General features: G+C 40.8%; 27 protein-coding genes. 8 read left to right on the top strand and 19 right to left on the bottom strand.

Translation table 11 applies throughout. The annotated features are described in order from the left end of the window. Window positions 1–8: 8 nt before the first annotated feature. Window positions 9–632, top strand: coding sequence for a glycerol-3-phosphate acyltransferase (locus tag I2484_RS05215; protein ID WP_207149984.1), 624 nt, complete (start codon window positions 9–11; stop codon window positions 630–632). Between the two features lie 61 nt (window positions 633–693). Here the strand turns inward: I2484_RS05215 and I2484_RS05210 are convergent, their stop codons facing one another. The 7 genes from I2484_RS05210 to I2484_RS05180 form a co-directional block, all read right to left on the bottom strand. After that, entirely contained in the window at window positions 694–1467 is a 774-nt protein-coding gene (locus I2484_RS05210) for a TSUP family transporter (RefSeq protein ID WP_207149983.1), read from the bottom strand. Between the two features lie 63 nt (window positions 1468–1530). Further along, the gene (locus I2484_RS05205; protein ID WP_186668233.1) at window positions 1531–1758 is read right to left on the bottom strand and encodes a sulfurtransferase TusA family protein; all 228 of its coding nucleotides are present in this window, start codon (window positions 1756–1758) and stop codon (window positions 1531–1533) included. Window positions 1759–1786: 28 nt separating this feature from the next. Beyond that, window positions 1787–2914 carry an MBL fold metallo-hydrolase gene (locus I2484_RS05200; protein WP_207149982.1) on the bottom strand — a complete coding sequence of 376 codons (1128 nt, stop codon included), beginning with the start codon at window positions 2912–2914 and terminating at the stop codon, window positions 1787–1789. 33 nt (window positions 2915–2947) lie between these two features. Then, on the bottom strand, window positions 2948–3514 hold the full coding sequence (locus I2484_RS05195) for a sulfurtransferase TusA family protein (protein ID WP_207149981.1): 567 nt from the start codon (window positions 3512–3514) through the stop codon (window positions 2948–2950). A 58-nt stretch (window positions 3515–3572) separates the two neighbouring features. Beyond that, on the bottom strand, window positions 3573–3869 hold the full coding sequence (locus I2484_RS05190; protein ID WP_207149980.1) for a rhodanese-like domain-containing protein: 297 nt from the start codon (window positions 3867–3869) through the stop codon (window positions 3573–3575). Between the two features lie 25 nt (window positions 3870–3894). Then, window positions 3895–4374, bottom strand: a complete 480-nt coding sequence (locus I2484_RS05185) for a DsrE/DsrF/DrsH-like family protein (RefSeq protein WP_207149979.1) — start codon at window positions 4372–4374, stop codon at window positions 3895–3897. Window positions 4375–4442: 68 nt separating this feature from the next. Further along, window positions 4443–4706: a metal-sensitive transcriptional regulator gene (locus I2484_RS05180; protein ID WP_207149978.1), complete on the bottom strand. Its 264-nt coding sequence runs from the start codon at window positions 4704–4706 to the stop codon at window positions 4443–4445. A 299-nt stretch (window positions 4707–5005) separates the two neighbouring features. Here I2484_RS05180 and I2484_RS05175 point away from each other — a divergent pair, with 299 nt between their 5' ends. The 4 genes from I2484_RS05175 to I2484_RS05160 all read left to right on the top strand — a co-directional run bounded on the left by I2484_RS05175 (window position 5006) and on the right by I2484_RS05160 (window position 8290). Further along, window positions 5006–5227: a DUF2187 family protein gene (locus tag I2484_RS05175; protein ID WP_186668246.1), complete on the top strand. Its 222-nt coding sequence runs from the start codon at window positions 5006–5008 to the stop codon at window positions 5225–5227. A 163-nt stretch (window positions 5228–5390) separates the two neighbouring features. Then, window positions 5391–6053 carry a lysoplasmalogenase gene (locus I2484_RS05170; protein ID WP_207149977.1) on the top strand — a complete coding sequence of 221 codons (663 nt, stop codon included), beginning with the start codon at window positions 5391–5393 and terminating at the stop codon, window positions 6051–6053. Window positions 6054–6088: 35 nt separating this feature from the next. After that, window positions 6089–7315 carry a peptidase T gene (pepT, locus tag I2484_RS05165; RefSeq protein ID WP_207149976.1) on the top strand — a complete coding sequence of 409 codons (1227 nt, stop codon included), beginning with the start codon at window positions 6089–6091 and terminating at the stop codon, window positions 7313–7315. A gap of 18 nt (window positions 7316–7333) precedes the next feature. Next, window positions 7334–8290 carry a DMT family transporter gene (locus I2484_RS05160; RefSeq protein ID WP_207149975.1) on the top strand — a complete coding sequence of 319 codons (957 nt, stop codon included), beginning with the start codon at window positions 7334–7336 and terminating at the stop codon, window positions 8288–8290. Between the two features lie 82 nt (window positions 8291–8372). On the opposite strand, the gene I2484_RS05155 is transcribed toward I2484_RS05160, so the two are convergent. The 6 genes from I2484_RS05155 to I2484_RS05130 all read right to left on the bottom strand — a co-directional run bounded on the left by I2484_RS05155 (window position 8373) and on the right by I2484_RS05130 (window position 14039). Then, window positions 8373–9035, bottom strand: a complete 663-nt coding sequence (locus I2484_RS05155; RefSeq protein WP_207149974.1) for a M50 family metallopeptidase — start codon at window positions 9033–9035, stop codon at window positions 8373–8375. Between the two features lie 373 nt (window positions 9036–9408). After that, a complete protein-coding gene (locus I2484_RS05150; RefSeq protein WP_207150104.1) occupies window positions 9409–10503 on the bottom strand; it encodes an ABC transporter substrate-binding protein in 1095 nt (364 codons plus the stop codon). Window positions 10504–10530: 27 nt separating this feature from the next. Next, window positions 10531–11325 carry an ABC transporter ATP-binding protein gene (locus I2484_RS05145; RefSeq protein ID WP_207149973.1) on the bottom strand — a complete coding sequence of 265 codons (795 nt, stop codon included), beginning with the start codon at window positions 11323–11325 and terminating at the stop codon, window positions 10531–10533. A 4-nt stretch (window positions 11326–11329) separates the two neighbouring features. Further along, the gene (locus tag I2484_RS05140; protein ID WP_481886378.1) at window positions 11330–12058 is read right to left on the bottom strand and encodes an ABC transporter permease; all 729 of its coding nucleotides are present in this window, start codon (window positions 12056–12058) and stop codon (window positions 11330–11332) included. 234 nt (window positions 12059–12292) lie between these two features. Then, complete coding sequence (locus I2484_RS05135) at window positions 12293–12646, bottom strand: rhodanese-like domain-containing protein (protein WP_207149971.1); 354 nt, start codon at window positions 12644–12646, stop codon at window positions 12293–12295. 121 nt (window positions 12647–12767) lie between these two features. Next, window positions 12768–14039, bottom strand: coding sequence for an acetyl-CoA hydrolase/transferase family protein (locus I2484_RS05130; RefSeq protein WP_207149970.1), 1272 nt, complete (start codon window positions 14037–14039; stop codon window positions 12768–12770). Window positions 14040–14144: 105 nt separating this feature from the next. On the opposite strand from I2484_RS05130, the gene I2484_RS05125 reads away from it, so the two are divergent. Next, window positions 14145–14855 (top strand): hypothetical protein, encoded by a 711-nt coding sequence (locus tag I2484_RS05125; protein ID WP_207149969.1) that lies wholly within the window; start codon window positions 14145–14147, stop codon window positions 14853–14855. A gap of 11 nt (window positions 14856–14866) precedes the next feature. Here I2484_RS05125 and I2484_RS05120 read toward each other — a convergent pair whose 3' ends face one another. After that, window positions 14867–15145 carry a hypothetical protein gene (locus tag I2484_RS05120; RefSeq protein WP_207149968.1) on the bottom strand — a complete coding sequence of 93 codons (279 nt, stop codon included), beginning with the start codon at window positions 15143–15145 and terminating at the stop codon, window positions 14867–14869. A gap of 80 nt (window positions 15146–15225) precedes the next feature. On the opposite strand from I2484_RS05120, the gene I2484_RS05115 reads away from it, so the two are divergent. Beyond that, window positions 15226–15555 carry a CHY zinc finger protein gene (locus I2484_RS05115; RefSeq protein WP_207149967.1) on the top strand — a complete coding sequence of 110 codons (330 nt, stop codon included), beginning with the start codon at window positions 15226–15228 and terminating at the stop codon, window positions 15553–15555. Window positions 15556–15813: 258 nt separating this feature from the next. Here I2484_RS05115 and I2484_RS05110 read toward each other — a convergent pair whose 3' ends face one another. The 4 genes from I2484_RS05110 to I2484_RS05095 form a co-directional block, all read right to left on the bottom strand. Then, entirely contained in the window at window positions 15814–16410 is a 597-nt protein-coding gene (locus I2484_RS05110) for a hypothetical protein (RefSeq protein WP_207149966.1), read from the bottom strand. Between the two features lie 388 nt (window positions 16411–16798). Beyond that, on the bottom strand, window positions 16799–17680 hold the full coding sequence (locus tag I2484_RS05105) for a DUF4349 domain-containing protein (protein ID WP_207149965.1): 882 nt from the start codon (window positions 17678–17680) through the stop codon (window positions 16799–16801). Between the two features lie 123 nt (window positions 17681–17803). Further along, window positions 17804–18883 (bottom strand): AI-2E family transporter, encoded by a 1080-nt coding sequence (locus tag I2484_RS05100; protein ID WP_207149964.1) that lies wholly within the window; start codon window positions 18881–18883, stop codon window positions 17804–17806. Window positions 18884–19203: 320 nt separating this feature from the next. Beyond that, window positions 19204–20049, bottom strand: a complete 846-nt coding sequence (locus tag I2484_RS05095) for a VOC family protein (RefSeq protein WP_207149963.1) — start codon at window positions 20047–20049, stop codon at window positions 19204–19206. Between the two features lie 114 nt (window positions 20050–20163). On the opposite strand from I2484_RS05095, the gene I2484_RS05090 reads away from it, so the two are divergent. Further along, window positions 20164–20493, top strand: coding sequence for a winged helix-turn-helix transcriptional regulator (locus I2484_RS05090; RefSeq protein ID WP_207149962.1), 330 nt, complete (start codon window positions 20164–20166; stop codon window positions 20491–20493). 11 nt (window positions 20494–20504) lie between these two features. Here I2484_RS05090 and I2484_RS05085 read toward each other — a convergent pair whose 3' ends face one another. Then, window positions 20505–21038 (bottom strand): P-loop NTPase family protein, encoded by a 534-nt coding sequence (locus tag I2484_RS05085; RefSeq protein ID WP_207149961.1) that lies wholly within the window; start codon window positions 21036–21038, stop codon window positions 20505–20507. Between the last annotated feature and the right edge of the window lie 157 nt (window positions 21039–21195).

The raw sequence follows: 21195 nt of genomic DNA, 5'->3' as shown, positions 1-21195 counted from the left end.
AACTTGATATGTGGTTGTGGGTTGTAGGTATGCTCTTCTGGGGATATGCAGTCGGATGTCTACATGGGTCAGTTATCGCGCAGAAAATATCCGGCGTTAATTTGAAAGAAACTGGTGTGAAAAATGCCGGTGCTTCGAATGCGACCATTGTTCTTGGGAAGAAATTCGGCGCACTTGTTGCAGTAATTGATATCGGAAAAGGTGCGGCCGCTGTCTTACTTGTGCGTTATTTCACAGAAAACGCAGCACTTCCAGAAGTCTTTGTGTCTTTACTTTTATTCCTTACTGCTGCTGCAGCCGTGATTGGGCATAACTTCCCGTTTTACATGAACTTTAACGGCGGGAAAGGAACCGCGACAATAATTGGTGTACTGCTTGCCATCGACTGGCAAGTTGGACTCATTGGCTTTGCATTGTTTGTCGTCGTGGCGCTAGTAACAGACTTTCTCGTGTTTGGTGTGCTGATGCTCTATGTGACGCTCATCGCGATGGCGGTATTGGCAGAAGGATACTGGCCCGTCGTGATAGCAACTTTGTTATTTGCAATCGCTATTTGGAAACATCTCGAGAATTTCCAGCGGATGAAAGAGCGTAGCGAGAAGCGGGTTTCAATTTTATTTAAAAAGAAATAGTAATGAACACTTAAAATCCGGCATCGCCTACATAATGAGCGATACCGGATTCTATTTGTTGTTAAAAATCCAACCATATTTTAATAGCAGTCCCCAAAATAAGAAGTGCCAATAACCATTGAAGTACTTTCGTATTCATTTTTTGACCAATTTTCGCCCCAATAGGTGCTGCTATGATACTCGCAACAATCATAACGGCAGCAGGTCCATACAACACTTGATCGGTCGCAACTTTCCCGATTGTCGAACCTATGGAAGAAATAAACGTAATGGCGAGTGACGTCGCAATCGTCATTCGCGTAGGAATCTTCAAAACAACTAGCATAATAGGTACTAGGATAAATGCTCCCGCGGCTCCAACAATTCCTGCTGCAATACCAACAACGAATGACAACACTGCCGCTAACCATTTATTGAATGTAACTTGATCGACAGGAATGTCATCCAGTCCTTTTTTAGGGATGAACATCATAATCGCAGCGATTGTTGCCAATATACCGTAGACCAGGTTGATAGCACCTTCCGATAATAGAGTCGAGCCGTATCCACCGATGAAACTACCCACTAAAATACTAGAACCCATGTACAGAACCAATGATTTATTTATCAAACCGCTTTTACGGTATGCCCATACACCTGAAATTGTTGCAAAAAAGACTTGAATTGCACTTATTCCGGATACTTCATGAGCGGTAAAGACCGCAACGCCAAGAAGGGGCGGAATATATAACAGCATCGGATACTTGATAATTGAGCCGCCTATCCCAACCATTCCGGAAACAAACGAACCCACAAATCCAATTAAAAATATCGTGACAATAAACGCGAAATCCACCACACCGTCCTCCTTTCAAAAGGAGAAAGGGTATCCTACAAGCAGATACCCTTCCATTTTAAATTAACCTTTTTGAATCCAAAATGTAAATACGCCAGCCTCTTCCGTATGCTTCACTAAGTCATGACCACCCGACTTCGACCATGCAGCTAAATCTGCAACGGATCCTTTATCTGTCGCAAGAATTTCCAACACTTCACCTGTTTCCATTTCCTTCATCACTTTTCTTGCACGTACAACCGGCATAGGACAAGCCAACCCTTTAGCGTCTAATACTTTGTTTGATTTCATTCATAATCTCTCCTCGTTTTTTAATAAATTATCTAACCGCACAACGATTTGGTCCGATTTCCATTTCACGTTGTGTTTCTTCATCAGGCGTTATTTTGCCCATATTAGTTTCACGGATTTGCTGGTAAGCATTCGGTTGTGGTGGTAAATTACCTGTTACCATTTCTCTGAATTCTACTTCACTTTCAATATTCAAACCGTGATTTTCTGCGAATAATGTACCTAGTTTTCCAGAAACACTACCATCGCTATTGAATTCTTCTATAATCATGAAGTGTGCAGGAAGAACAATCAATTCTGCTGACAATTCTTTATAGCGTTTGTACAACGACTCCCGCAAATCGCCAACCCAATCTTCGGCTAAACCGGCAAGGTCGGGGCGTCCGATTGAATCGATGAATAAGATATCGCCTGAAAGTAAATACGTGTCATCTACTATGAATGATGTAGATCCAATTGTATGCCCTGGTGTATACAAAGGTTGAATGGCAATCGTCGTATTACCAATTGTTATCGTTCGCCCCTCTTCCAATGACTCATAAGCAAATAACACTTCACCGGCATCTTTTGGAGGCAACCAGTACGTCCCATTTACGGCTTCTGCAATTTTACGGCCTCCTGAAATATGATCCGCATGGAGATGTGTATCCAAAATATGCGTGATTTTGACATCCAACATTTTCGCGAAATCGATGAATACATCGGTCATCCGCGTCGCGTCAACAATTGCTGCTTCCCCGTTCGAAACGATCATGTACGACAAACAACCTTTGCCAATTCGCACGAACTGATACAGCTCCCCGCCGTCTTTCAAGTCACCAATTTTCACTGGCTCCAAATGTTCACTCCAAGCCTTCATCCCACCTTGTAAGTAATGAACCGTGCGTCCTTCTTCCGCAATCATTTCCCCAACCATAATGGAAGAGCCTTCTTTTGCGCAGACAACGACAATATCTTGATCCGTAGGAAGCTGACCCATAATTTCTTCAACCCCATCTAGTAAATCAAAATAAGGGATATTGAGATGCTGAATGTTGTCTCCTTCAATTTTCCAATCCACAAATGCATCTTCATTACGCACGTCTAAAATGAAAAAAGGCTCTTGATTCACTACTTTTTTCGCTATTGTACTTGCCGTCATTGGTTGAACCGTCATTTGTATACCCCCTCTAGTAATTTCATTCATTCATTACACAATCTTTTCTGTTGGTCCATTCCATTCACTCATGCCAGGCACAACGTTTTTCACTTTTAAAAATCCGGCTTCAGCAACTTTCCGAGATGCTATATCACTGCGATTTCCTGTTCGGCATACGACGTAAATTTCCGCTTCTTTATCCAAATTCCCGAGTTCACTTTCAAGGTCACCAAGCGGCAAAGACTTAGCCCCTGGAATATGATTGAATGCATATTCTGCCGATTCACGAACATCGAGCACAAGCACTTCACGATTCTCCTCTAAAATGGCTTTGAGTTGTTCATTCGACACGATGTGTGGATGTTTTTTCTCAACTTGTTCTTCGTCGCCTGATTTCCGTACATAATGCGTAAGAACTCCTGCTTCTTCAGTCGTGCCGAGGTAATAATGTCCAGAACCCTCAGCCCATGCTTTTAAATCTGCCGTAGATCCTTTATCAGTCGCCTGCACTTCCAACACATTTCCCGGTTCCATTTCTTTCATAATCTTTCTCGTTTTGACGATTGGCATTGGACAAGCCATTCCTTTTGCGTCAAGAATAAAATCAGTTTTTATCATGTCATCTTCTCCCTTTACTCATGCCCGTATGGGTATAATTTAATATAAAAAAATAGGGTTATTCCACTGAACCTTCCCAGTCATTCATACCGCCAACCATGTTCACTACTTTAAATCCGTGTCCCTCTAGCAATTGTGTGGCTCTTCCACTACGTCCACCTGAACGGCACACCATTGTGTACTCACTATTTTTATCCAATTCATGCATACGGAATTCCAATAATCCGAGCGGAATATGAATTGCTTGTGGTATTTTCCCTTCTTTCACTTCATCCACTTCCCGCACGTCAATCAGGTGAATTGCTTCGTTCGTATTTAACTTTTTCAGAACTTCTAATGGTGTTATTTCAATCATTTTAAACCCTCCATCTTTTAAAATTTTAAATAAATAAGTTTACATTGCCTTCTTGAGCATCCCCAAGATAAGCAGCAACTCCGCCGTACTGGATGCCATCCATCAATTCTTTCTGCTGTAAGCCTAGAAGATCCATCGTCATTGTACAGGCGACAAGTTTTATATCTTGTTCTTCAGCGAGTTCAATCAGTTGTGGTAGTGTCATCGCGTTGTGCTTTTTTATGACATGTTTAATCATTTTAGGACCCATTCCAGCAAAGTTCATGTTGGAAATACCCATCTTATCTGCACCTCGTGGCATCATTTTGCCAAATACTTTTTCTAGCAAGCCTTTTTTTACTGGGACTAGTTCGTCTTTTCGAAGTGCATTCAATCCCCAGAATGTATGAAAAATCGTTACTTGGTGATCATAAGCTGCAGCACCATTTGCAATGATGTACGCCGCCATAGCTTTATCATAATCTCCACTGAATAATACAATGGTGGTTCTTTTCGTTTCAGACAATCAAATCTCCCTCTCTTTTTGTACCCCACAGGGTATATTATGCGTTAAAAAGAAAAGAGTCCATTATTTCATTGACTCTTAACTAGTAGGTCTACTGCTTCTTTTACAATATCCTCTTGTGTTCTTGGATCACTGTCATCCATTTGTTGTATACATTCAATTAGATTGGAGCTGACAATAACACCAATCGTTCTATCTATAGCTGAACGCGAGGCTGACAATTGCGTAATTACTTCTTTACAATCTTTATTATCATCCATCATTTTTAAAATACCTTTGATTTGACCCTCAATCCGTTTTAGCCTATTTTTCACTTTGTCATCGTATACCATGCCCATCACTTCCTTTTATTTAAGCTATACTCACACATTATACCCCTACAGGTATAATGTCAACCTCTTTGTTTTTAGTATGCTACAAAGTTTTGAACTTAAGCACTGTTATTTAAATAGCTAACAAAGTCTGCTACCCTGCAAATTTCGTTAAAATATGGTATACTAATAGTAGACAACATCTGTGTTATCGTTTACGTTTAGTTGTTTTCCATCTTCATCTACTTGTTGCTACGGGTTTCCCCGAAGTACTCTTTAACTAGATGGCAAGATGAGAATGGATGATAGGGGGAATTCAAATGGCTTTTCCACGCAGGGAAAAAGAAGTATCGGATTTTGTCGCAGCGCGCAGAATCGACGAAGAAATTTCATTTGTCCGTAATGAACACGAAGTAAATGGTACTATTTTTAAAATACTTGAGAACTCCGTCATTGTTGAAATCTCATCGAAGGACGCCGAACTTATTGGCGCCGCGTCAAATCTTACTGTTGTTTCACATAAGAATTACTCAATCGTATAATAAATAGCAAGAAAAAGGCATTTGCGCTTAAAGCGATGCCTTTTTTCTATGCCCTTTTATGTATGCCTATTGAAACTGGACGACAATTTCTGAAATCTACACAACCTAAAAAGGGTTTCTCTACCCATCCCCCGAAAACGTAGTAGAAAAGGGGGTTGTCCTAATGATTAGAAATCTACTACTTATTGCAATTATCGCAATGGGTATCATCCATATATTCTTCATCCCCACTGATCCAGTCGGCTTCAAAACTTTAATGAAACTGATTCCCATGGTACTTATTATCCTATTTGCGCAAACGACAAGACCCCTATTATCCCGTAGATACAAACGGATCGTCATTGGTGGACTCTTCGTCTGCATGATTGCCGATGGCGTCATCTATTGGTTCTTACCCGGACTTATCACCTTCTTCATTGGTCACATTTTTTATATCTTTGCTTTTAATCATGTTGCAAAAAAGACCGTGCCTATATGGGCCGCCGCTCCTCTCCTTCTCTACGGTACAGGCATGGCTATTTGGATTGCCGGTTCACAATTTTCTGCTGGCCAAACCTTTCTCGGCATTGCCATTACCGCCTACATTAGTATTATTTTAATGATGGGTTGGATGGCTATTCGCACGAGAATGAAGCTCGCTATCATTGGAGCATTGCTATTCATATTCTCAGATTCCATTCTTGCAATCGATCGATTCGTTTACGAAATTCCATACCGCGAGGCATTCGTTATGTTGACGTATTACGCGGCGCAAATTTTCATAGCATCCAGCATTGGAAGTCGGATTGTAAAGTATTCCGTAAACCGGAGCAATCTGATAAGATAGGGGAATCAGCACTTTATTAGGAGGAATTATTAACTATGAAAGAAAAACTAATCGAACGTCTAATACGTTATGCAAAAATTGACACACAATCAGATGCTGGAAGCTCTTTGACGCCTTCAACACCGGGTCAATGGGACCTTCTGCACGAATTACAAAAAGAACTAACCACTATTGGAATGGAAGACATTACACTCGACGACAACGGCTATTTATTCGCAACACTGCCTGCCAATACGGACCGTGACGTACCTGTCATCGGATTTCTTGCACATGTTGACACGACGACTGATTACACCGGAAAAAATGTCAAGCCACAGCGCATCGACAACTACGACGGCAATGATCTACAACTGAACGCCAGCACAATAATGACAGTAAATTCTTTTCCTGAACTGAAAAACTATATCGGTCACACGCTTATTACAACGGACGGGACAACACTTCTTGGCGCGGATGATAAAGCGGGGATTGCTGAAATCGTTACAGCGATGGAGTATTTGATTGCGAACCCAGACATAAAACATGGTAAACTGCGTATCGCCTTCACACCAGACGAAGAAATCGGGCGTGGACCACATAAATTTGATGTCGCAAAATTCGGCGCCAAATACGCTTATACAATGGATGGTGGACCACTTGGAGAATTGCAATATGAAAGCTTCAACGCAGCGGCTGCTAAAGTTACATTCCACGGTGTCAGCGTTCACCCTGGTTCTGCGAAAGATAAAATGGTCAACTCCGTTTTACTCGCCAATCAATTCCAGGCGGCAATGCCGGCAAATGAAATTCCTGAGAAAACCGATGGCTACGAAGGATTTGTTCATCTTATGCAGTTCAACGGTTCCACTGAAGAAACTACACTTGGCTATATCATCCGCTATTTCGACCGTGAAACCTTCAAAGACAGAAAACAGCTGATGATCGAAACTGCTAATAAGCTGAAGAAAAAGTACGGCGAGAACGCAGTCACACTCGAAATCGAAGACCAATACTTCAATATGGGTGAAAAAATTGAACCTGTCATGGAAATAGTTGATATCATGTCCGATGCATTCAAAAACCTCACTATTGAACCGAACATCGTACCCGTACGCGGCGGTACAGATGGTTCCCAATTGTCGTATATGGGTATGCCAACGCCTAACATCTTCACAGGTGGAGAAAATTATCATGGGAAATACGAATATATTTCAGTGGATAATATGGTAAAAGCGACAAATGTCATCATTGAAGCCGTGAAACTTTTTGAAGAACGCGCCTAAATAAAAGGGGGATAGCCTATGAGGGAAATTTGGATTGGTGTCCTTTCCTCCATTTTTTTCGCGGTGACATTCATTTTGAACAGATCTATGGAATTATCGGGAGGAAGCTGGCTTTGGAGCGCCTCCCTTCGCTATTTCTTTATGGTACCTTTTTTATTCGCTATCGTTGCTTACCGCAAAGGGCTTGGTGAAGTGATGCAGGAATTCGTCCGTAAACCTGCCCCATTTTTCATCTGGAGCTTAACGGCCTTTGTCTTATTCTACGCACCACTTACTTACGCGGCAGCTTACAGTCCAGGGTGGCTTCTTGCTGGCACATGGCAATTGACAATTGTGGCCGGTATCCTGCTGGCACCTTTTTTCACGTTGATTGTGAAAACGCTAGACGGTGAAAAAAAGGTTCGGCAAAAGATTCCGCTAATCTCACTTGGTATTACACTTATTATTTTTGCTGGTGTCGTACTTATCCAAATCCCGCACGCCCAAAGCGTTGAACCGCGTACGTTGCTGCTTGGCATCATTCCAGTTGTTTTGGCAGCGTTCGCCTACCCGCTTGGCAACCGTAAAATGATGGAGCTTCTTGGTGGTCGACTCGATACGTTTCAACGAGTGCTTGGTATGACCCTTATGACAATTCCCGTTTGGATTGCCTTTTCATTCTATGCGTTATGGACGGTCGGACCCCCTTCTATGAGTCAGCTTGGCCAGTCGTTCATCGTTGGTATCAGTTCGGGAGTCATCGCTACAACCTTATTCTTCATGGCAACCGACCGCGTACGGGGAGATCAAGGCAAACTCGCAGCTGTGGAAGCAACACAGTCAACACAGCTTATTTTTGTTATTCTTGGCGAAATGATGATTCTCGGTATTGCACTGCCCGGTACGCTTTCTTTAGTTGGCATCGCAGTAATCATTACAGGAATGGTATTGCATAGTTTGCAAACATCGGTGATGAAACAGGAGAAAATAACTTAACAAGAAATAGCCTCCCAAAGTTAAAATTTCACTCGGGAGGCTATTTTTCACTTCGGATTGAGACGCTAGTATGTTCAGGGTATTAGGTGGGTTTAAATTTCCTCATGGCTAACCATCCAAAATATAAAGCTTGGACAAAGAAAAGTATTCCCCAAGCTTGGGCAGGGATCAAACGAGTTAGTCCAGCCAGACTAGTTGCATCTCCTGCTTGTAATGGCGTTTTAAAACTTATATACATAATCTCAAACGCCGATGTAATGGATTCTATAAAAATAACGGAAACCAGAAATAGAACAACGTATTCAATAATCAGGCCTTCAGCTTTCCAAAGTAACCATACGAATGCCGCGGTAAAGGTAATGATCCAGAAAAAACCGTATACGTTTCTAACCCAAAATAGTAAACTGATTCCCAAGATGGCTAATAAAATGTAAATCACCATCGAATAACGTCCTTTGTAAATAAGGAAGAAGAAAGTACATGCCATAAATGAAGAAAAAACATATCCCGCTAACCCTGTGATGAACTTACCTATCCAAAATTGATGACTCGAATAAGCCACTCCCTCTGTATTTGAAAATAAATGGATTTCATGCGCCTTACCAAAAGTTAGTATACTGGCCAGTTGATGGCCTACCTCATGAATTAGTGTATTTGCAACAGCGAAGTATTTACCGGCGATTGGTAACTTCGTTAATATAATGGCTAAGACTAAAAACACTAGCACTTTTATGAGTAGTTTCAACCTTCTATCTCCTTTGTTTAGGTACGAGAATGTTCTATATAGGTTGAGTTAATGATTCCATTGAATAATGCTTTGGCACTTTGCGGATACCTCCCGCCATAAGCATGACTGCTGCGCTGCCAGTCTTATGGCTCCGGCTACCCCTTGCAAGGCGCCTACGCTTAATTTATACGCCATATTCAATATTTCAACATTTATAGCTACTTTTAGTTTAGCATTTAGAATGTCGAAATGCGATGATGTTCCTTCTAGGGTTGGATCCATAAATAAGTGCAACCCTGATAGGAAGATACAAAAAAAGAGCTAAAATCACTAGCTCTGAAAGGGTTTTTATTTAGAGCTGTCAACTCTTACATCATATTAATTACGGTGATCACCGCTTATATTCACCAATCGCCTCGACCGCTTTTTCCGTTATCGAGGTATCTATCGCTTTATCAAAATCAATCTCACCACGGATAGCACCATTTGCTTTGTACGCGTCATATTGCTTTTTAATATCGTCGATGAACATCTTCCCATCTGGATCGAGACCGGTGACGTTCACTTTCTCCCAAAGCGCCGGGTCTTTCAACGCTGTATGCTTCGTCATTATGTCGATTATCTTATCTTTTCCTTCGCCTTTGATAAATCCATCGTTGTAATCACGCACACCTTTCAAATAAGCGGCCATGAATCGCAACGATATATCTTGCTCTTCGGCCATGAATTGAGGCGAGCCTAACACCATTGCAATTTGGGACTCCGGCGCAAAATCAGTCGTGTCTCCAAATCGAACATGGAATCCTTTTTCTACGCCAGTTGCGATGAGCGGTTCAATATTAACAGCTGCGTCAATTGTTCCGTTACTGATTGCACCGAGCATACTACCAAAATCGCTCATAAGGACAAATTCGACGTCATCCTTTGTCAATCCGGCGTATTTAATCATTTCCTCAAAAATATATTCATCAATCGAGTTGTGTGATGATACGCCAACTTTCTTCCCTTTAAGATCTTTATACTCTTTTATTACGTCAACCATATGATTACCTATAACAAGTGTGAAATACGACTTGCCTGGCACGTTATGTCCTTTATCCGCAATAATTTTCACATCAATACCTTGACCAATCGCATTAAAGAACGATGCAGTGGAAACACCACCTGCAATATCCACTTCCCCAGCTGCTAACGCTGGAAGCATGTCATCGCTGTTTGCAAACTGAGCAAACTCTACTTCAATATTATAGTCTTCAAAGTATCCTCTCTCTTTTGCAATATAGAATCCCGCACCAGACGCAGCGCCGTCTTCCGCAATGACAACTTTTGCACGTTTTTCAAGGGGTGCCAAATCACCCGAAGGATTAACTGCAGCTACTTCTTCAGGCTTTTTATCATCTACTACCGGTTTCGCCGTCTCTTTAGGAGAACAAGCACCAACGATTAGCGCTATCGCAAATAACGATAGCAACCATCCGTTTTTCATCCACTTTGCCATCGAACCTCTCCCCTTCTATTCATCTTCTCGTCTTGAACGCTGCACCTCTTCCTGCAAGTGCTTCCATATTTCCACAAATTGCCCTGCCATAGCAGGATTTTCTCGTATGTCCTCGATTTTTCGCGGCCGTGGCATTTCGACAATAATTTCTCGAATAATTTTACCCGGCTGTGAACTCATTAGTAAGATACGATCACTTAGCAATAACGCTTCATCGATACTATGGGTAATGAATAGAATCGTCTTCCCGGTTTCCGACCAAATCGACAGTAACTCTTCCTGCAAGATGAATTTATTTTGTTCATCCAGCGCAGCAAAAGGTTCATCCATCAACAGGATCTCCGGATCATTAGCAAATGCACGCGCAATACTCACCCGTTGTTTCATTCCCCCAGATAGCTCTTTCGGATAAAGGGATGAAAACTTTTCTAATCCAGTCTTTTTTAAATAATATGCCGTACGCTCTTTTATGAACTTTTTCGGCAAATGGCGCATTTTAAGCCCGAATGCCACATTTTTTTCGACAGTGAGCCACGGAATGATACCCCTTTCCTGGAACACCATCGATTGCAACGGTCGATTCTCTCCATCCGTCGCTATAGCAATTGTAAATTCACCAATACTAGGAGTTTCAAGCCCTGCCAAGATTCGAAGTAACGTCGATTTACCGCAGCCACTTGGTCCAACTATACAAACGAATTCCCCATCATTGATTGTTACATTAATATCGTCAAGCGCCGTGACACTGCCTTGTTTTTTATAAAATGCCTTGGTTAAATTACGAATGATGATCTTTGCTTTCCTGCTCATCTACTCACCTCCACGGTAACATCTTTTTCTGAATTCCTCGTAACAACAGCGAGAACAGATAACCGAAAAACGAAATGAGGATGAGCCCAACGTACATTTCTTGCAGTAAGAATGCTTTGTACGAAACCCAGATTAGATAGCCAATCCCTGATGTAGCACCCATCATTTCCGCTGCGACAATTGTCAGAAGCGCTATCGCCTGCCCCATCTGAATCCCTTCCAACATAACCGGCATTGCACCAGGAAAAGCAATTTTCGTAAAAAAATCTAGTTTGCTGGCTCCATAATTTTTTGCCACATCCAAATAGATTGAATCGATATTAATGACTCCAGCCGCCGTATTGATAACAACCGGAAAAAAAACACTCCCAGCTATTGTTATGACTTTCGATAAATCCCCGATTCCAAAAAGAATAATAATGATTGGAAGCAAGGCAAGTGTAGGTATCGGCATGAGCGCCATCACAATTGGCGAAACAAAATGCCGAATTGGCGTATAAAGGCCCATTAGCAGACCAATGACGACACCAGGTATGACACCTAGCAAAAATCCGACGAGGATTCTGTATAATGAAACACCGATATGACCAGCCATTTCACCACTTGAAATCATCCCAAAAAACGTGCTCACAATTGCGGATGGAGGTGGGAAGAAGCGGATATCAATCATTCCAGTCCTCGACAACAGTTCCCACATAAGAAGCAGGAACAACGGCGAGGCAATCGTCAACATCTGCTTTAGCCGCTCTTTCGTTTGCCTTTGTTTCCATTCGCGCTGTTCGATTTCAAACGGATCGTATCGGACAGCCTTATCATCTCTCTTCAACGTCCACCACCTCTTCATTCAAATAGTATGTATCAGCCTAAAAAAGTGTGTTGGGCATATGCTGATAAACGGGCATAATCTATTCTTTTCTACAAAAAAATCCATGAGTACAACATTCCCCATGGATTTTCCCGATTTTCATTATCCGCGCCAAGCACTCATGCCGCCTGTAACGTTTAAAACGTTCGTAAACTTTTCTTTCTTCAATATCTTCGCTGCTTGTCCGCTTCGCATGCCGCTTTGACAAATAACAACGGTTTCTTGCGATTTGTCCAGGCTAGCCAACTGTGATTTCAATGTGTTCAACGGAACATTTTTAAACTCTTTAATATGTCGTCCTTTATATTCGCCAGGCGTCCGAACGTCGATGAACTGTACTGATTTATTTTTCAACATTCCTTTCAAGTCCTCTGTCGAAACAGAACGAACACCTTTAGCCGGCATCATGCGCCATACAAAAAATCCAACGATTAGTAAAATAAATACCCACGTCATATAATTACCCTCCTAATATCCCTTTAATCTCACTAAAAATATACCACGCGGGGTATATTTTTGCAATAAATTTGTTTTGTGCATAAAAACAGCGCCCCTTTGCAAGGACGCTGTTTCGATGTCAATAAAGTATGCCATTCTTCTTCGCATCAAACACTAACTCTTCCCGGAATGCCGGATGGGCAATATCTATGAGCGCTTTTGCACGTTCAGATAACGACTTGCCATACAGACTAGCGATGCCATATTCAGTGACGATATTGTCGACGTCATTTTTCGACGTCGTTACGACAGAACCTGGCGACAATTGCAGTTTAATGCGTGAAATGGTGTCGTTTTTCACAGTCGAATACATGCATATAAAACCTTTACCATGCTTTGCAAAACGTGCCCCGCGTGCAAAGTCTGCTTGTCCACCAGTTGACGAATAATAGCGTCCTCCAATTGTTTCGGAAGCACATTGTCCATAAAGGTCAACCTCTGTTGTTGCATTGATGGACACAATTCTTTCTTCCTTCGCAATTTCTCGCGGATCATTCACCGTGCTTACCGGTAAAAATTCAACAGCAGGATTTTCATGGATGAAATCATACAAACGCTTTGATCCGAATGCAAATGTCGCAACAATCTTCCCTTTATGTGTGAACTTCTGTGTCCCATCAACAGCTCCCGCTTGTACGAGATCAACGATTCCGTCTGTCAGCATTTCAGTGTGGATACCTAGATGACGGTGATCTTTCAACATGCTCATAACCGCATTCGGGATCGCACCTATACCAACTTGAAGTGAATCCCCATTTTCAATAATATTTGTTACAAATTCCGCAATTTTAAGATCTTTCTCACCGATTAAAGGAGGTTTTTCTTCTGATAAAGGCGCATTATTTTCTATGTAGCCCGCAACTTGGCTAATATGGATTTGATTTTCACCGTATGTGCGCGGCATATGCTCATTCACCTCCAAGATAAATGGAACATGACCGATGAACTCGGAAATATAATCTGCCTGTGTGCCCAATGAAAAGTATCCGTGTTCATCCATTGGTGAAGAAACTGTCATAATCAGCGACATGTTCGTAATTTTCTTTAGCATGCGCGGAACTTCATGGAAAACGTTCGGGACTAATGCTATTTTTCCTTCCTGATAAGCCTTTCGTGTTGCACCACTCAAAAAGTATGAGACATGTGAAAGATGACCTTTCATTTTACCAATTATATAATCTCGCTCTCGAAGAGCCAGCATTTGATGAATCCTAACGTTCTGTAATTTCAAATAGTTCTCTTCCAATATATCAAGTAAACGATGAGGTTCCCCATTGGCAATCGGGATAATAATATCTGCCTCTTTATCAATCAAATCAATAAATTGTTCTGCACTCAATCGTTTTTCCACGTTGGTTTTTCACTCCTATAAAAGTCCGTCTATTCAATTAGTATACAACAGACTGAGCGCTCACTCAACTTGATGATTGACTAGTAAGAACGCTATAATCAATTTATGACAAACTTAACCACGGATCAGCTCAGACAACTGAATATGTACAGCATTTATGTAGATTCTCCCGAACAGAATTTATTCACATTGAAAATGTTACTCGACAGCCAAAAAACAGAAGATATGCTAAATGTCGTCCAAGCAGTAAGTGGAAGCCCCAACCGCACTGTAGCAGCATCGTATTTCATGCGCCGTTTTGGGATGTTTACCGCGATGCAATTTTATAACCTGGCGAAGTACGATGAAGTATGGGACGGAAACAATGAACAGCTCCATTTTGGTGCAAAAGAGGAATACGGAAAATTGGCAGTTAGCACGTTTGCATCTGCGAAGGATTGGCGATATGTAGAAGACGCGGAACGGCGCGACGTCATCAAGCGGATTCTACAGGATGAATGTGGCGCTGTCATCCGACAAATCCGTACGGTCTCATCCATTTCTCCATTGACGTTATGGGAAAACATTTTCGGTTTTCTCCTTTGGCAGTACCATGTCCTTTTGGCGAACCCAGGCACCTCCGTAGAAGCACGCGCAGACCTCAACATATTGAAAGACGACACAACTTGGGAAGGGATCGCACCTCGTTCCTTATTTGCTGCCTATTTAAAAGGATGCGAACCGTCCATGCTTTTAAACACCGAAGTCCGGACAACATGCTGTTTCTCAAAGGATGTACCCGGTCTCATGCAGTGTGGATTTTGCCCGTTGAAATGAAAAGATGGATATTATTTTTTTCGATAGCCATTGTACCAGACCTTCATCGAATAAATTGTCCCACTAGCTGCGCCGCCGTAGAAAAATCCCATAAAAATACCGGCTGGCAAGTTACCTGGATGGCTGATGAAAATAGACAAAATAAGTCCAAGGATTGTTGCAGCGGTTGAAAACCAACTTTCAGGGAGTTTGAATAAAACTTTCAACAGGAATATTCCTAGAAGAATAGCGGGTATTGCCCAAAAAGCATCCCAAATATTTGTATGGATTAAAGGGAACTCATTCCGCATTATATCAATCCTTTTTTCAATAGCTTATCCATTTTCCAAGTGATTCTATACATGCTAAAAAATGAAGGTGGGAATTGAACATGCAAATAAAAGGCCATACAGTTCAAGGAAAAGTTCTTGATGAAGAAACGCGCTGTGTACATTATCATGCCGAAATCGACCGGATTGCAATAAAATTCTATTGTTGTGACACCTACTATCCGTGCTACAAATGCCATGAAGAAGATGGTTGCGGGAATCCTACTGTTTGGCCCATTGAGAAGTTTGATGAAGAAGTAGTTCTTTGCGGGGCTTGTGGATATGAGTTAACTATTACGGAGTATTTGACGTGTCGATCGAAGTGCCCTAAGTGTTCAGCACAATTTAATACGGGATGTAGTTTGCATAAACATTTGTATTTCCAAACATAAAACAGGAAAAAGCAGTAATTATTATATCATAACGGGTTCGGTTGACGGGGAGAAAAACGACAATAATAAGTCAAATGACAATCGATTTAGCATATGTTTTATATATGAATTAATATGAATTAACAATAGAAAATGCAAGAAAAGCCGCGCAGATTATTACGCCTGTGCGGTTTTTTTACTCACCGTATTTCCTAATATAATTTTATATCACTTGTTCCACAATCGCACCTATTTATTAAATATTATCTATACAAGTCTTCACTTATTAAATTCAGCTTTTAGAAGGTAAACAACGTCATATTTTTCTAACTCTTTCCTATTACCTTCAAAATCTTCATAAAAACCAGTAGAAAGACTACTCATAGTTTCATTACTTGAATAACCGATAATGGCTAGCAAGAGCTCACCTTCAATTGAATTACTCTTGCCTTCGAGGTTGTTCCAAACGCTTGCCATAGCATCTAAATCATCTGAAGTTGTCTCGAAGTTACTTACAGAACTTATACCACCATTACCTCTAATTCCAATATTGAATGTCTGCTTCTTTCCACTGTCATCTGGATTAGAAGTCGCAAAGATAATAGACCCTTTTTCCTCTACTTCTGTTAGTAATGAGCTTATTGCATCATTAACCAATTTACCTGATTCGTATTTTTCAACCCATACTGATACTTCTTTATAATCACTGTCAGTATTGAAGTCAAAAACAAATGATTTGTCTGAAGTAGTCGTAAGTATTGCATGCTCTCTCTCTGTTAATTCAACAGCAGAAATCGTATTTGATTTTGGATTACTATTAGCACAGGCACTTAAAACAAATACCAACAGTGCTACTAGTGTAATTAACCTTTTCATATTATCCCCCCTTTATCCATCTACCATCAATTAATTAAAGGCCCTGTTTGTCTAATAAGCCGTCCTCTTATAATCTATTTCAGCACAAAATACCTTGTTCCCTTCGACGTTTCCAATTGTTTCATGGAAAAAACCCCATTCACTTATTAACAAGCATATTAACAACGTAATTAACAGCAGCACATAAATTTATGTGCTGCTGTTAATTTGTCCACCAATTGTAATGCGATTTACTATCGATAATCGCATTAAACATTGATACAACAACAAAAACGGGGACACCAAATCATGTGCGAATTACATCCCCATATGCCATACTTTTTACGTTTTCTCCCCATGTACCGAACCCGATATTTATATCACGCTGTTTTTAGTTACATTCACTAATTTATTTAGGTGTCTTCATTCTTTTAACAATAAAGTAAACCCCTACACCAACAAGTAGTAGCAAAATGAGTATCGGCAAATTCCCGATGAAAAAGACTACCAATCCCGAACCCGCCGCAAAAATGAAGTTTGTACTTGTTGCAAGTTGCTTTTTAGTTTTTTCCCATGTATCTAAACTTTCACCGTCTAATCCTGGAACAATAACACGATTTTCATGCATCGCTATTTCAATAGTAGAAAAAGACGTTTGGTTTTCTAGATACTTCATCTTTCCTACAATTAATTCAATTTCTTCTTGAACCTTCGATAAATCAGACGATATTTTCAATAAATCCTCTGTTTTTTCCGCCTTGCCCATAAACACAAGTAACCTTTCCTCTACCGTTCTTTTTGATTTAACCCTGGACTCTAGATCTATATATTGTTCGGTTACGTCCTCCCCAGTCACATTGCGATTCAAAACTTCAGCCGCTTCCCCTTCAACATCTGTTAAGAACTTTTGAAAATGTTGCTCTGGGATTCTAACTGTGATCAAAGCACTCATACTTTCTTCGCTTTCACGATGCACATTCGATTCAACGATATAGCCTCCATATTCACTCACCTTTTTCTCTATCGTAAGCTGCGTATTTTCAAGGTTTTTCACATTGAGCTGCAATTCCGCTCTGTGGATGATTTTTCTATTCGTTGGGATCACTTCAGATTGTTCATCGGCTAACACTTCTGTTTTAGCTTTATTCTCTTGCTCGGTTGCTGCCATGTCATGCGAAGTTGATGAGCTCTCCATCTGACTATCAGCCTTTGATGAGTCACCTGAACTACAAGACGCCAATAGTACCAGCAAACCTCCTACTAGTAGTGTCCAAACCGCCTTTCTCTTCATCGAATCCCCCCTATCTATTTAATAAATGAGACGGTCCAACCCTTAAAAGGTTACATTTCCCAATTGAATGGTATGAAAAAACGCTAGATTTCACCTAGCGCTTTTCAGTCTACTATTTCTTTTTCAAACCGTTTTCGTTGCAGCATTTTTAATATCTCGCCGCGTTGCATAGATATTTTTCACAATTGCTTTACCAACTGCATACGCCGGAACAGCAACGATGATGCCGAGAAAACCTCCAATATTACCTGCTGCCAATATAACAGTAATGACTGTCAGTGGATGAATGTCCAGCGATTTCCCCATGACATTTGGAGTTATAAGATTACTTTCAACTTGCTGGGCGATAACCATTACGACTGCAGCAAAAATACCAATCTTCGGATCCTGTATGAAACCGATGATAATTGCAGGAACAGCTGAAATCCATGGACCGATGAAAGGAATGAGATTCATGAACAACCCAAAAATAGCTAATAGTAGCGCATACTCCAATCCAATAATCATATAACCCGCGTACAACAGAATGGCTAAAAGAAAACTGATTAACAACTGCCCTTGGATATATGAACGGAGTACCGTGTCGATGTCACGTAAGGTCTTTTTGACCCATTCCCGACGTTTTCCCGAAAAGAAATTGTATATGAACGGTGCAAATTTTTCGTGATCTTTCAGGATAAAAACGAAGAAAAACGGGACTAATACAAGCAGGAACATCGCTTGAAAGAGGGCTTGTAAAAATTGAACAACCCATTTCCCAAAGTTAACCGCTATCGATTGAAGTGATTCAACCGCAGTATCAATCGAGTTTTCAAGTTTTGGTGGTAATTCACTTTTTTGTTGAAACAAAGAGTATGTCAAGTCGTTTATTTCTTGGGCGATAGCTGGTGTATTGTCGACTAATTTATTAATTTGTTTCGTCACTGGAGGCGCAATAATTGCTACGAATATCCAAACGACCGCTAAGAGAATCGCTATAACCGCAAGAATGCTCCCCCACCTTGGTACTTTACGTTTTTCCAAAAAACCTTGAATCGGCTCCGTAATATAATAGAGAACGCCACCAAGTAATAATGGTATGAATATTGCCTTTGCAATGATAACTAAAGGCGAAAAAATCCCTTGAATCTCCATAAAGTATTTAATAATGAGCATAGCAAGCAGTATTCCAACACCTACTTGAAACCATAACTTTTTCGTCACATAGTTCACTCCTTTTCAATTCGGTAATATATGTATTATTATTTTAAGTATACGTTGTTATTCGGATGGCGTCGAAGGAAGTTTTATAATTTTTAGTTGAAGTAGGGAAAGTTATATATCCCCACAGCATAAGTGTCACGTTTTAATTGCAACTTCAAGCCTTTAATTTCAACTTTTAGATTCTAATTGCAATTCCGCAATTAAACCATTAATTACCACATATACTACTCACCATACTACACAAAACACTAAAATTGAATACAATTCAAAAAGACTGCCCAATTTAGACAGCCCATTTCACATTCAACTGATGAAATAAATCACCCAACCCGAAGATTAATACGGTTACCGGACGGATCCTCCGTCATAAATTCACTACCGTTCAATTCCACTTTTGCATCTAATTCTTCCACTTTTGTAATCGCTTCTTTCACTGCAGCTTCATTTGGATATATAAGCGTATACGATTGGAGTCCGACACTGCCAGCAGTAGGACGTGACACGCCTTCGCCATTCCACGTATTCAAGCCAATATGGTGATGGTATTTCCCATTAGACATGAACAGTGCTTGCGGATAGTTCGTGACAACCTCGAAGCCGAGTGCATTGTAGAATATTTCCGTTTCAGGCAAATTGGCTACATGTAAATGTACATGCCCCATAACAGTCCCGACAGGAAGTCCATCCCATGTCTGATCCGCACTTTCTGCAATAATACTTTCTCCGTCAAGCGGATCCGTACTCATCGCAACTTTTCCATTATCCCAACTCCAAACGTCAGGATCACGATCTATATAAATCTCAATGCCATTGCCATCCGGATCTGACAAATAGAGCGCTTCGCTTACAAGATGATCCGAAGCCCCGATTCGTACATTCTGTTGGATGAAATGTTTAATAATTGCCCCTAAATCAGCTCTTTTCGGCAACAATAATGCGAAATGGTACAGCCCAGATTTATGCGCCTCTTTGGGCGTAACATTTTCCGGTTGCTCAATAATCAGCAATGGCGTCTTGCCATCCGCTGTTAGGACAACTTTATCCGCAGCTTCTACGAGTACTTTAAATCCAATCACCTCTTTATAAAATTGAACAGCTCTATTCAAGTCCTGAACGTTAAGATGTACTTCCCCTGTATACGTATGCGGTGCTGTATGAAAATTCATTTATACTCCTCCTCCTAGTTAATTAGTAAGTTACTTACTTTATGTAACTAACTTTATATGTTACAATGAATATTGTCAACACATGAATGTTTTTACGAAAGGAGCCACTACAATATGAATGAATTTGAGCTTTGCCCACGTTTCGAAAAAGCCATATCTATCCTAAGCCAACGTTGGACCGCGCTTATCTTATATCAATTAATGGCAGGACCTCAGCGCTTTTGCACAATGACCGACAAACTCGGCGTCAGCGGAAAAATACTATCAGAGCGATTAAAAGATCTTGATCAGCAAGGCTTTGTCATTCGCCATGTTTACCCGGAAACACCCGTACGAATCGAATATTCATTAACAGACAAAGGAATGTCCCTTACGCCGATCATGAAAGAAATCGAGAATTGGTCGAAAACATGGATTGAGCAAGAGTTCACCGATAAAAAGTAAAGCCGATCGCACTATACGCAATTGGCTTTACTTTTTTTGTACGTTTTTAAAAAAAGCTCAATCTGTTTACTACTTTTCAAATAATGAACAGTCTTTTCTTCCCCTATATACCGCTGCATTCGCTCTATCATTGTCTTTTTTCGTGGCCCATATGTTGTAAGGATGAATTTCAGAAATGCCTTATCTATCTTCTCTTTACATCCTTCAGCAATATCATTCCTCGTTTTCCCGTGGAACTGCACTCTTCGCTTCAACACTCGATACAAACAGACACGGAGTGGGAGCTCCAAATAGATAACAGTGTCCGCATATGACTCTCGAATAGTGAATGTCCCCGTATAATTCCCCTCAATAATCCACTGATCATTTTGAACAACTTGTTGCTGGGATGCTGAAAACTCTTCAGGTGGGGCTTCCACCCAATTCGGTTTCCAATACAAACAATCTAAATGCGTTACTTCGATTCCAGTCAATTCCCCCAATCGACGTGCAAACGTTGACTTTCCAGCACCAGCTGACACCCCGATAACCATAATCTTGTTCATTTCCCTGCCCCCTTCCTCATAATTCGCGAGTTCATACATGTCCAGGCACATGAACTTGAAGTGCCTCACGTAACCAGTTTTTGTCCTCTATCTTCAGAAAGTTTTTAACCGCGAAAAAGTCGGCATGATCTTTCTCACGTGTATTTTTCGCTTTGTA

This window comes from Sporosarcina sp. E16_8, from assembly GCF_017347095.1.
GTDB lineage: Bacteria > Bacillota > Bacilli > Bacillales_A > Planococcaceae > Sporosarcina.
This window is presented reverse-complemented; position numbering and strand designations above follow the sequence as displayed.

What these genes read in the sequence shown, in the direction of transcription:
- I2484_RS05215 (WP_207149984.1), top strand. Translation starts at nt 9, where the DNA reads ATGTGGTTGTGGGTTGTAGGTATGCTCTTCTGGGGATATGCAGTCGGA.
- I2484_RS05205 (WP_186668233.1), bottom strand. Translation starts at nt 1,758, where the DNA reads ATGAAATCAAACAAAGTATTAGACGCTAAAGGGTTGGCTTGTCCTATG.
- I2484_RS05200 (WP_207149982.1), bottom strand. Translation starts at nt 2,914, where the DNA reads ATGACGGTTCAACCAATGACGGCAAGTACAATAGCGAAAAAAGTAGTG.
- I2484_RS05195 (WP_207149981.1), bottom strand. Translation starts at nt 3,514, where the DNA reads ATGATAAAAACTGATTTTATTCTTGACGCAAAAGGAATGGCTTGTCCA.
- I2484_RS05190 (WP_207149980.1), bottom strand. Translation starts at nt 3,869, where the DNA reads ATGATTGAAATAACACCATTAGAAGTTCTGAAAAAGTTAAATACGAAC.
- I2484_RS05180 (WP_207149978.1), bottom strand. Translation starts at nt 4,706, where the DNA reads ATGGTATACGATGACAAAGTGAAAAATAGGCTAAAACGGATTGAGGGT.
- I2484_RS05175 (WP_186668246.1), top strand. Translation starts at nt 5,006, where the DNA reads ATGGCTTTTCCACGCAGGGAAAAAGAAGTATCGGATTTTGTCGCAGCG.
- I2484_RS05170 (WP_207149977.1), top strand. Translation starts at nt 5,391, where the DNA reads ATGATTAGAAATCTACTACTTATTGCAATTATCGCAATGGGTATCATC.
- pepT (WP_207149976.1), top strand. Translation starts at nt 6,089, where the DNA reads ATGAAAGAAAAACTAATCGAACGTCTAATACGTTATGCAAAAATTGAC.
- I2484_RS05160 (WP_207149975.1), top strand. Translation starts at nt 7,334, where the DNA reads ATGAGGGAAATTTGGATTGGTGTCCTTTCCTCCATTTTTTTCGCGGTG.
- I2484_RS05150 (WP_207150104.1), bottom strand. Translation starts at nt 10,503, where the DNA reads ATGAAAAACGGATGGTTGCTATCGTTATTTGCGATAGCGCTAATCGTT.
- I2484_RS05145 (WP_207149973.1), bottom strand. Translation starts at nt 11,325, where the DNA reads ATGAGCAGGAAAGCAAAGATCATCATTCGTAATTTAACCAAGGCATTT.
- I2484_RS05140 (WP_481886378.1), bottom strand. Translation starts at nt 12,058, where the DNA reads ATGTTGACGATTGCCTCGCCGTTGTTCCTGCTTCTTATGTGGGAACTG.
- I2484_RS05135 (WP_207149971.1), bottom strand. Translation starts at nt 12,646, where the DNA reads ATGACGTGGGTATTTATTTTACTAATCGTTGGATTTTTTGTATGGCGC.
- I2484_RS05125 (WP_207149969.1), top strand. Translation starts at nt 14,145, where the DNA reads ATGACAAACTTAACCACGGATCAGCTCAGACAACTGAATATGTACAGC.
- I2484_RS05120 (WP_207149968.1), bottom strand. Translation starts at nt 15,145, where the DNA reads ATGCGGAATGAGTTCCCTTTAATCCATACAAATATTTGGGATGCTTTT.
- I2484_RS05115 (WP_207149967.1), top strand. Translation starts at nt 15,226, where the DNA reads ATGCAAATAAAAGGCCATACAGTTCAAGGAAAAGTTCTTGATGAAGAA.
- I2484_RS05110 (WP_207149966.1), bottom strand. Translation starts at nt 16,410, where the DNA reads ATGAAAAGGTTAATTACACTAGTAGCACTGTTGGTATTTGTTTTAAGT.
- I2484_RS05105 (WP_207149965.1), bottom strand. Translation starts at nt 17,680, where the DNA reads ATGAAGAGAAAGGCGGTTTGGACACTACTAGTAGGAGGTTTGCTGGTA.
- I2484_RS05095 (WP_207149963.1), bottom strand. Translation starts at nt 20,049, where the DNA reads ATGAATTTTCATACAGCACCGCATACGTATACAGGGGAAGTACATCTT.
- I2484_RS05090 (WP_207149962.1), top strand. Translation starts at nt 20,164, where the DNA reads ATGAATGAATTTGAGCTTTGCCCACGTTTCGAAAAAGCCATATCTATC.
- I2484_RS05085 (WP_207149961.1), bottom strand. Translation starts at nt 21,038, where the DNA reads ATGAACAAGATTATGGTTATCGGGGTGTCAGCTGGTGCTGGAAAGTCA.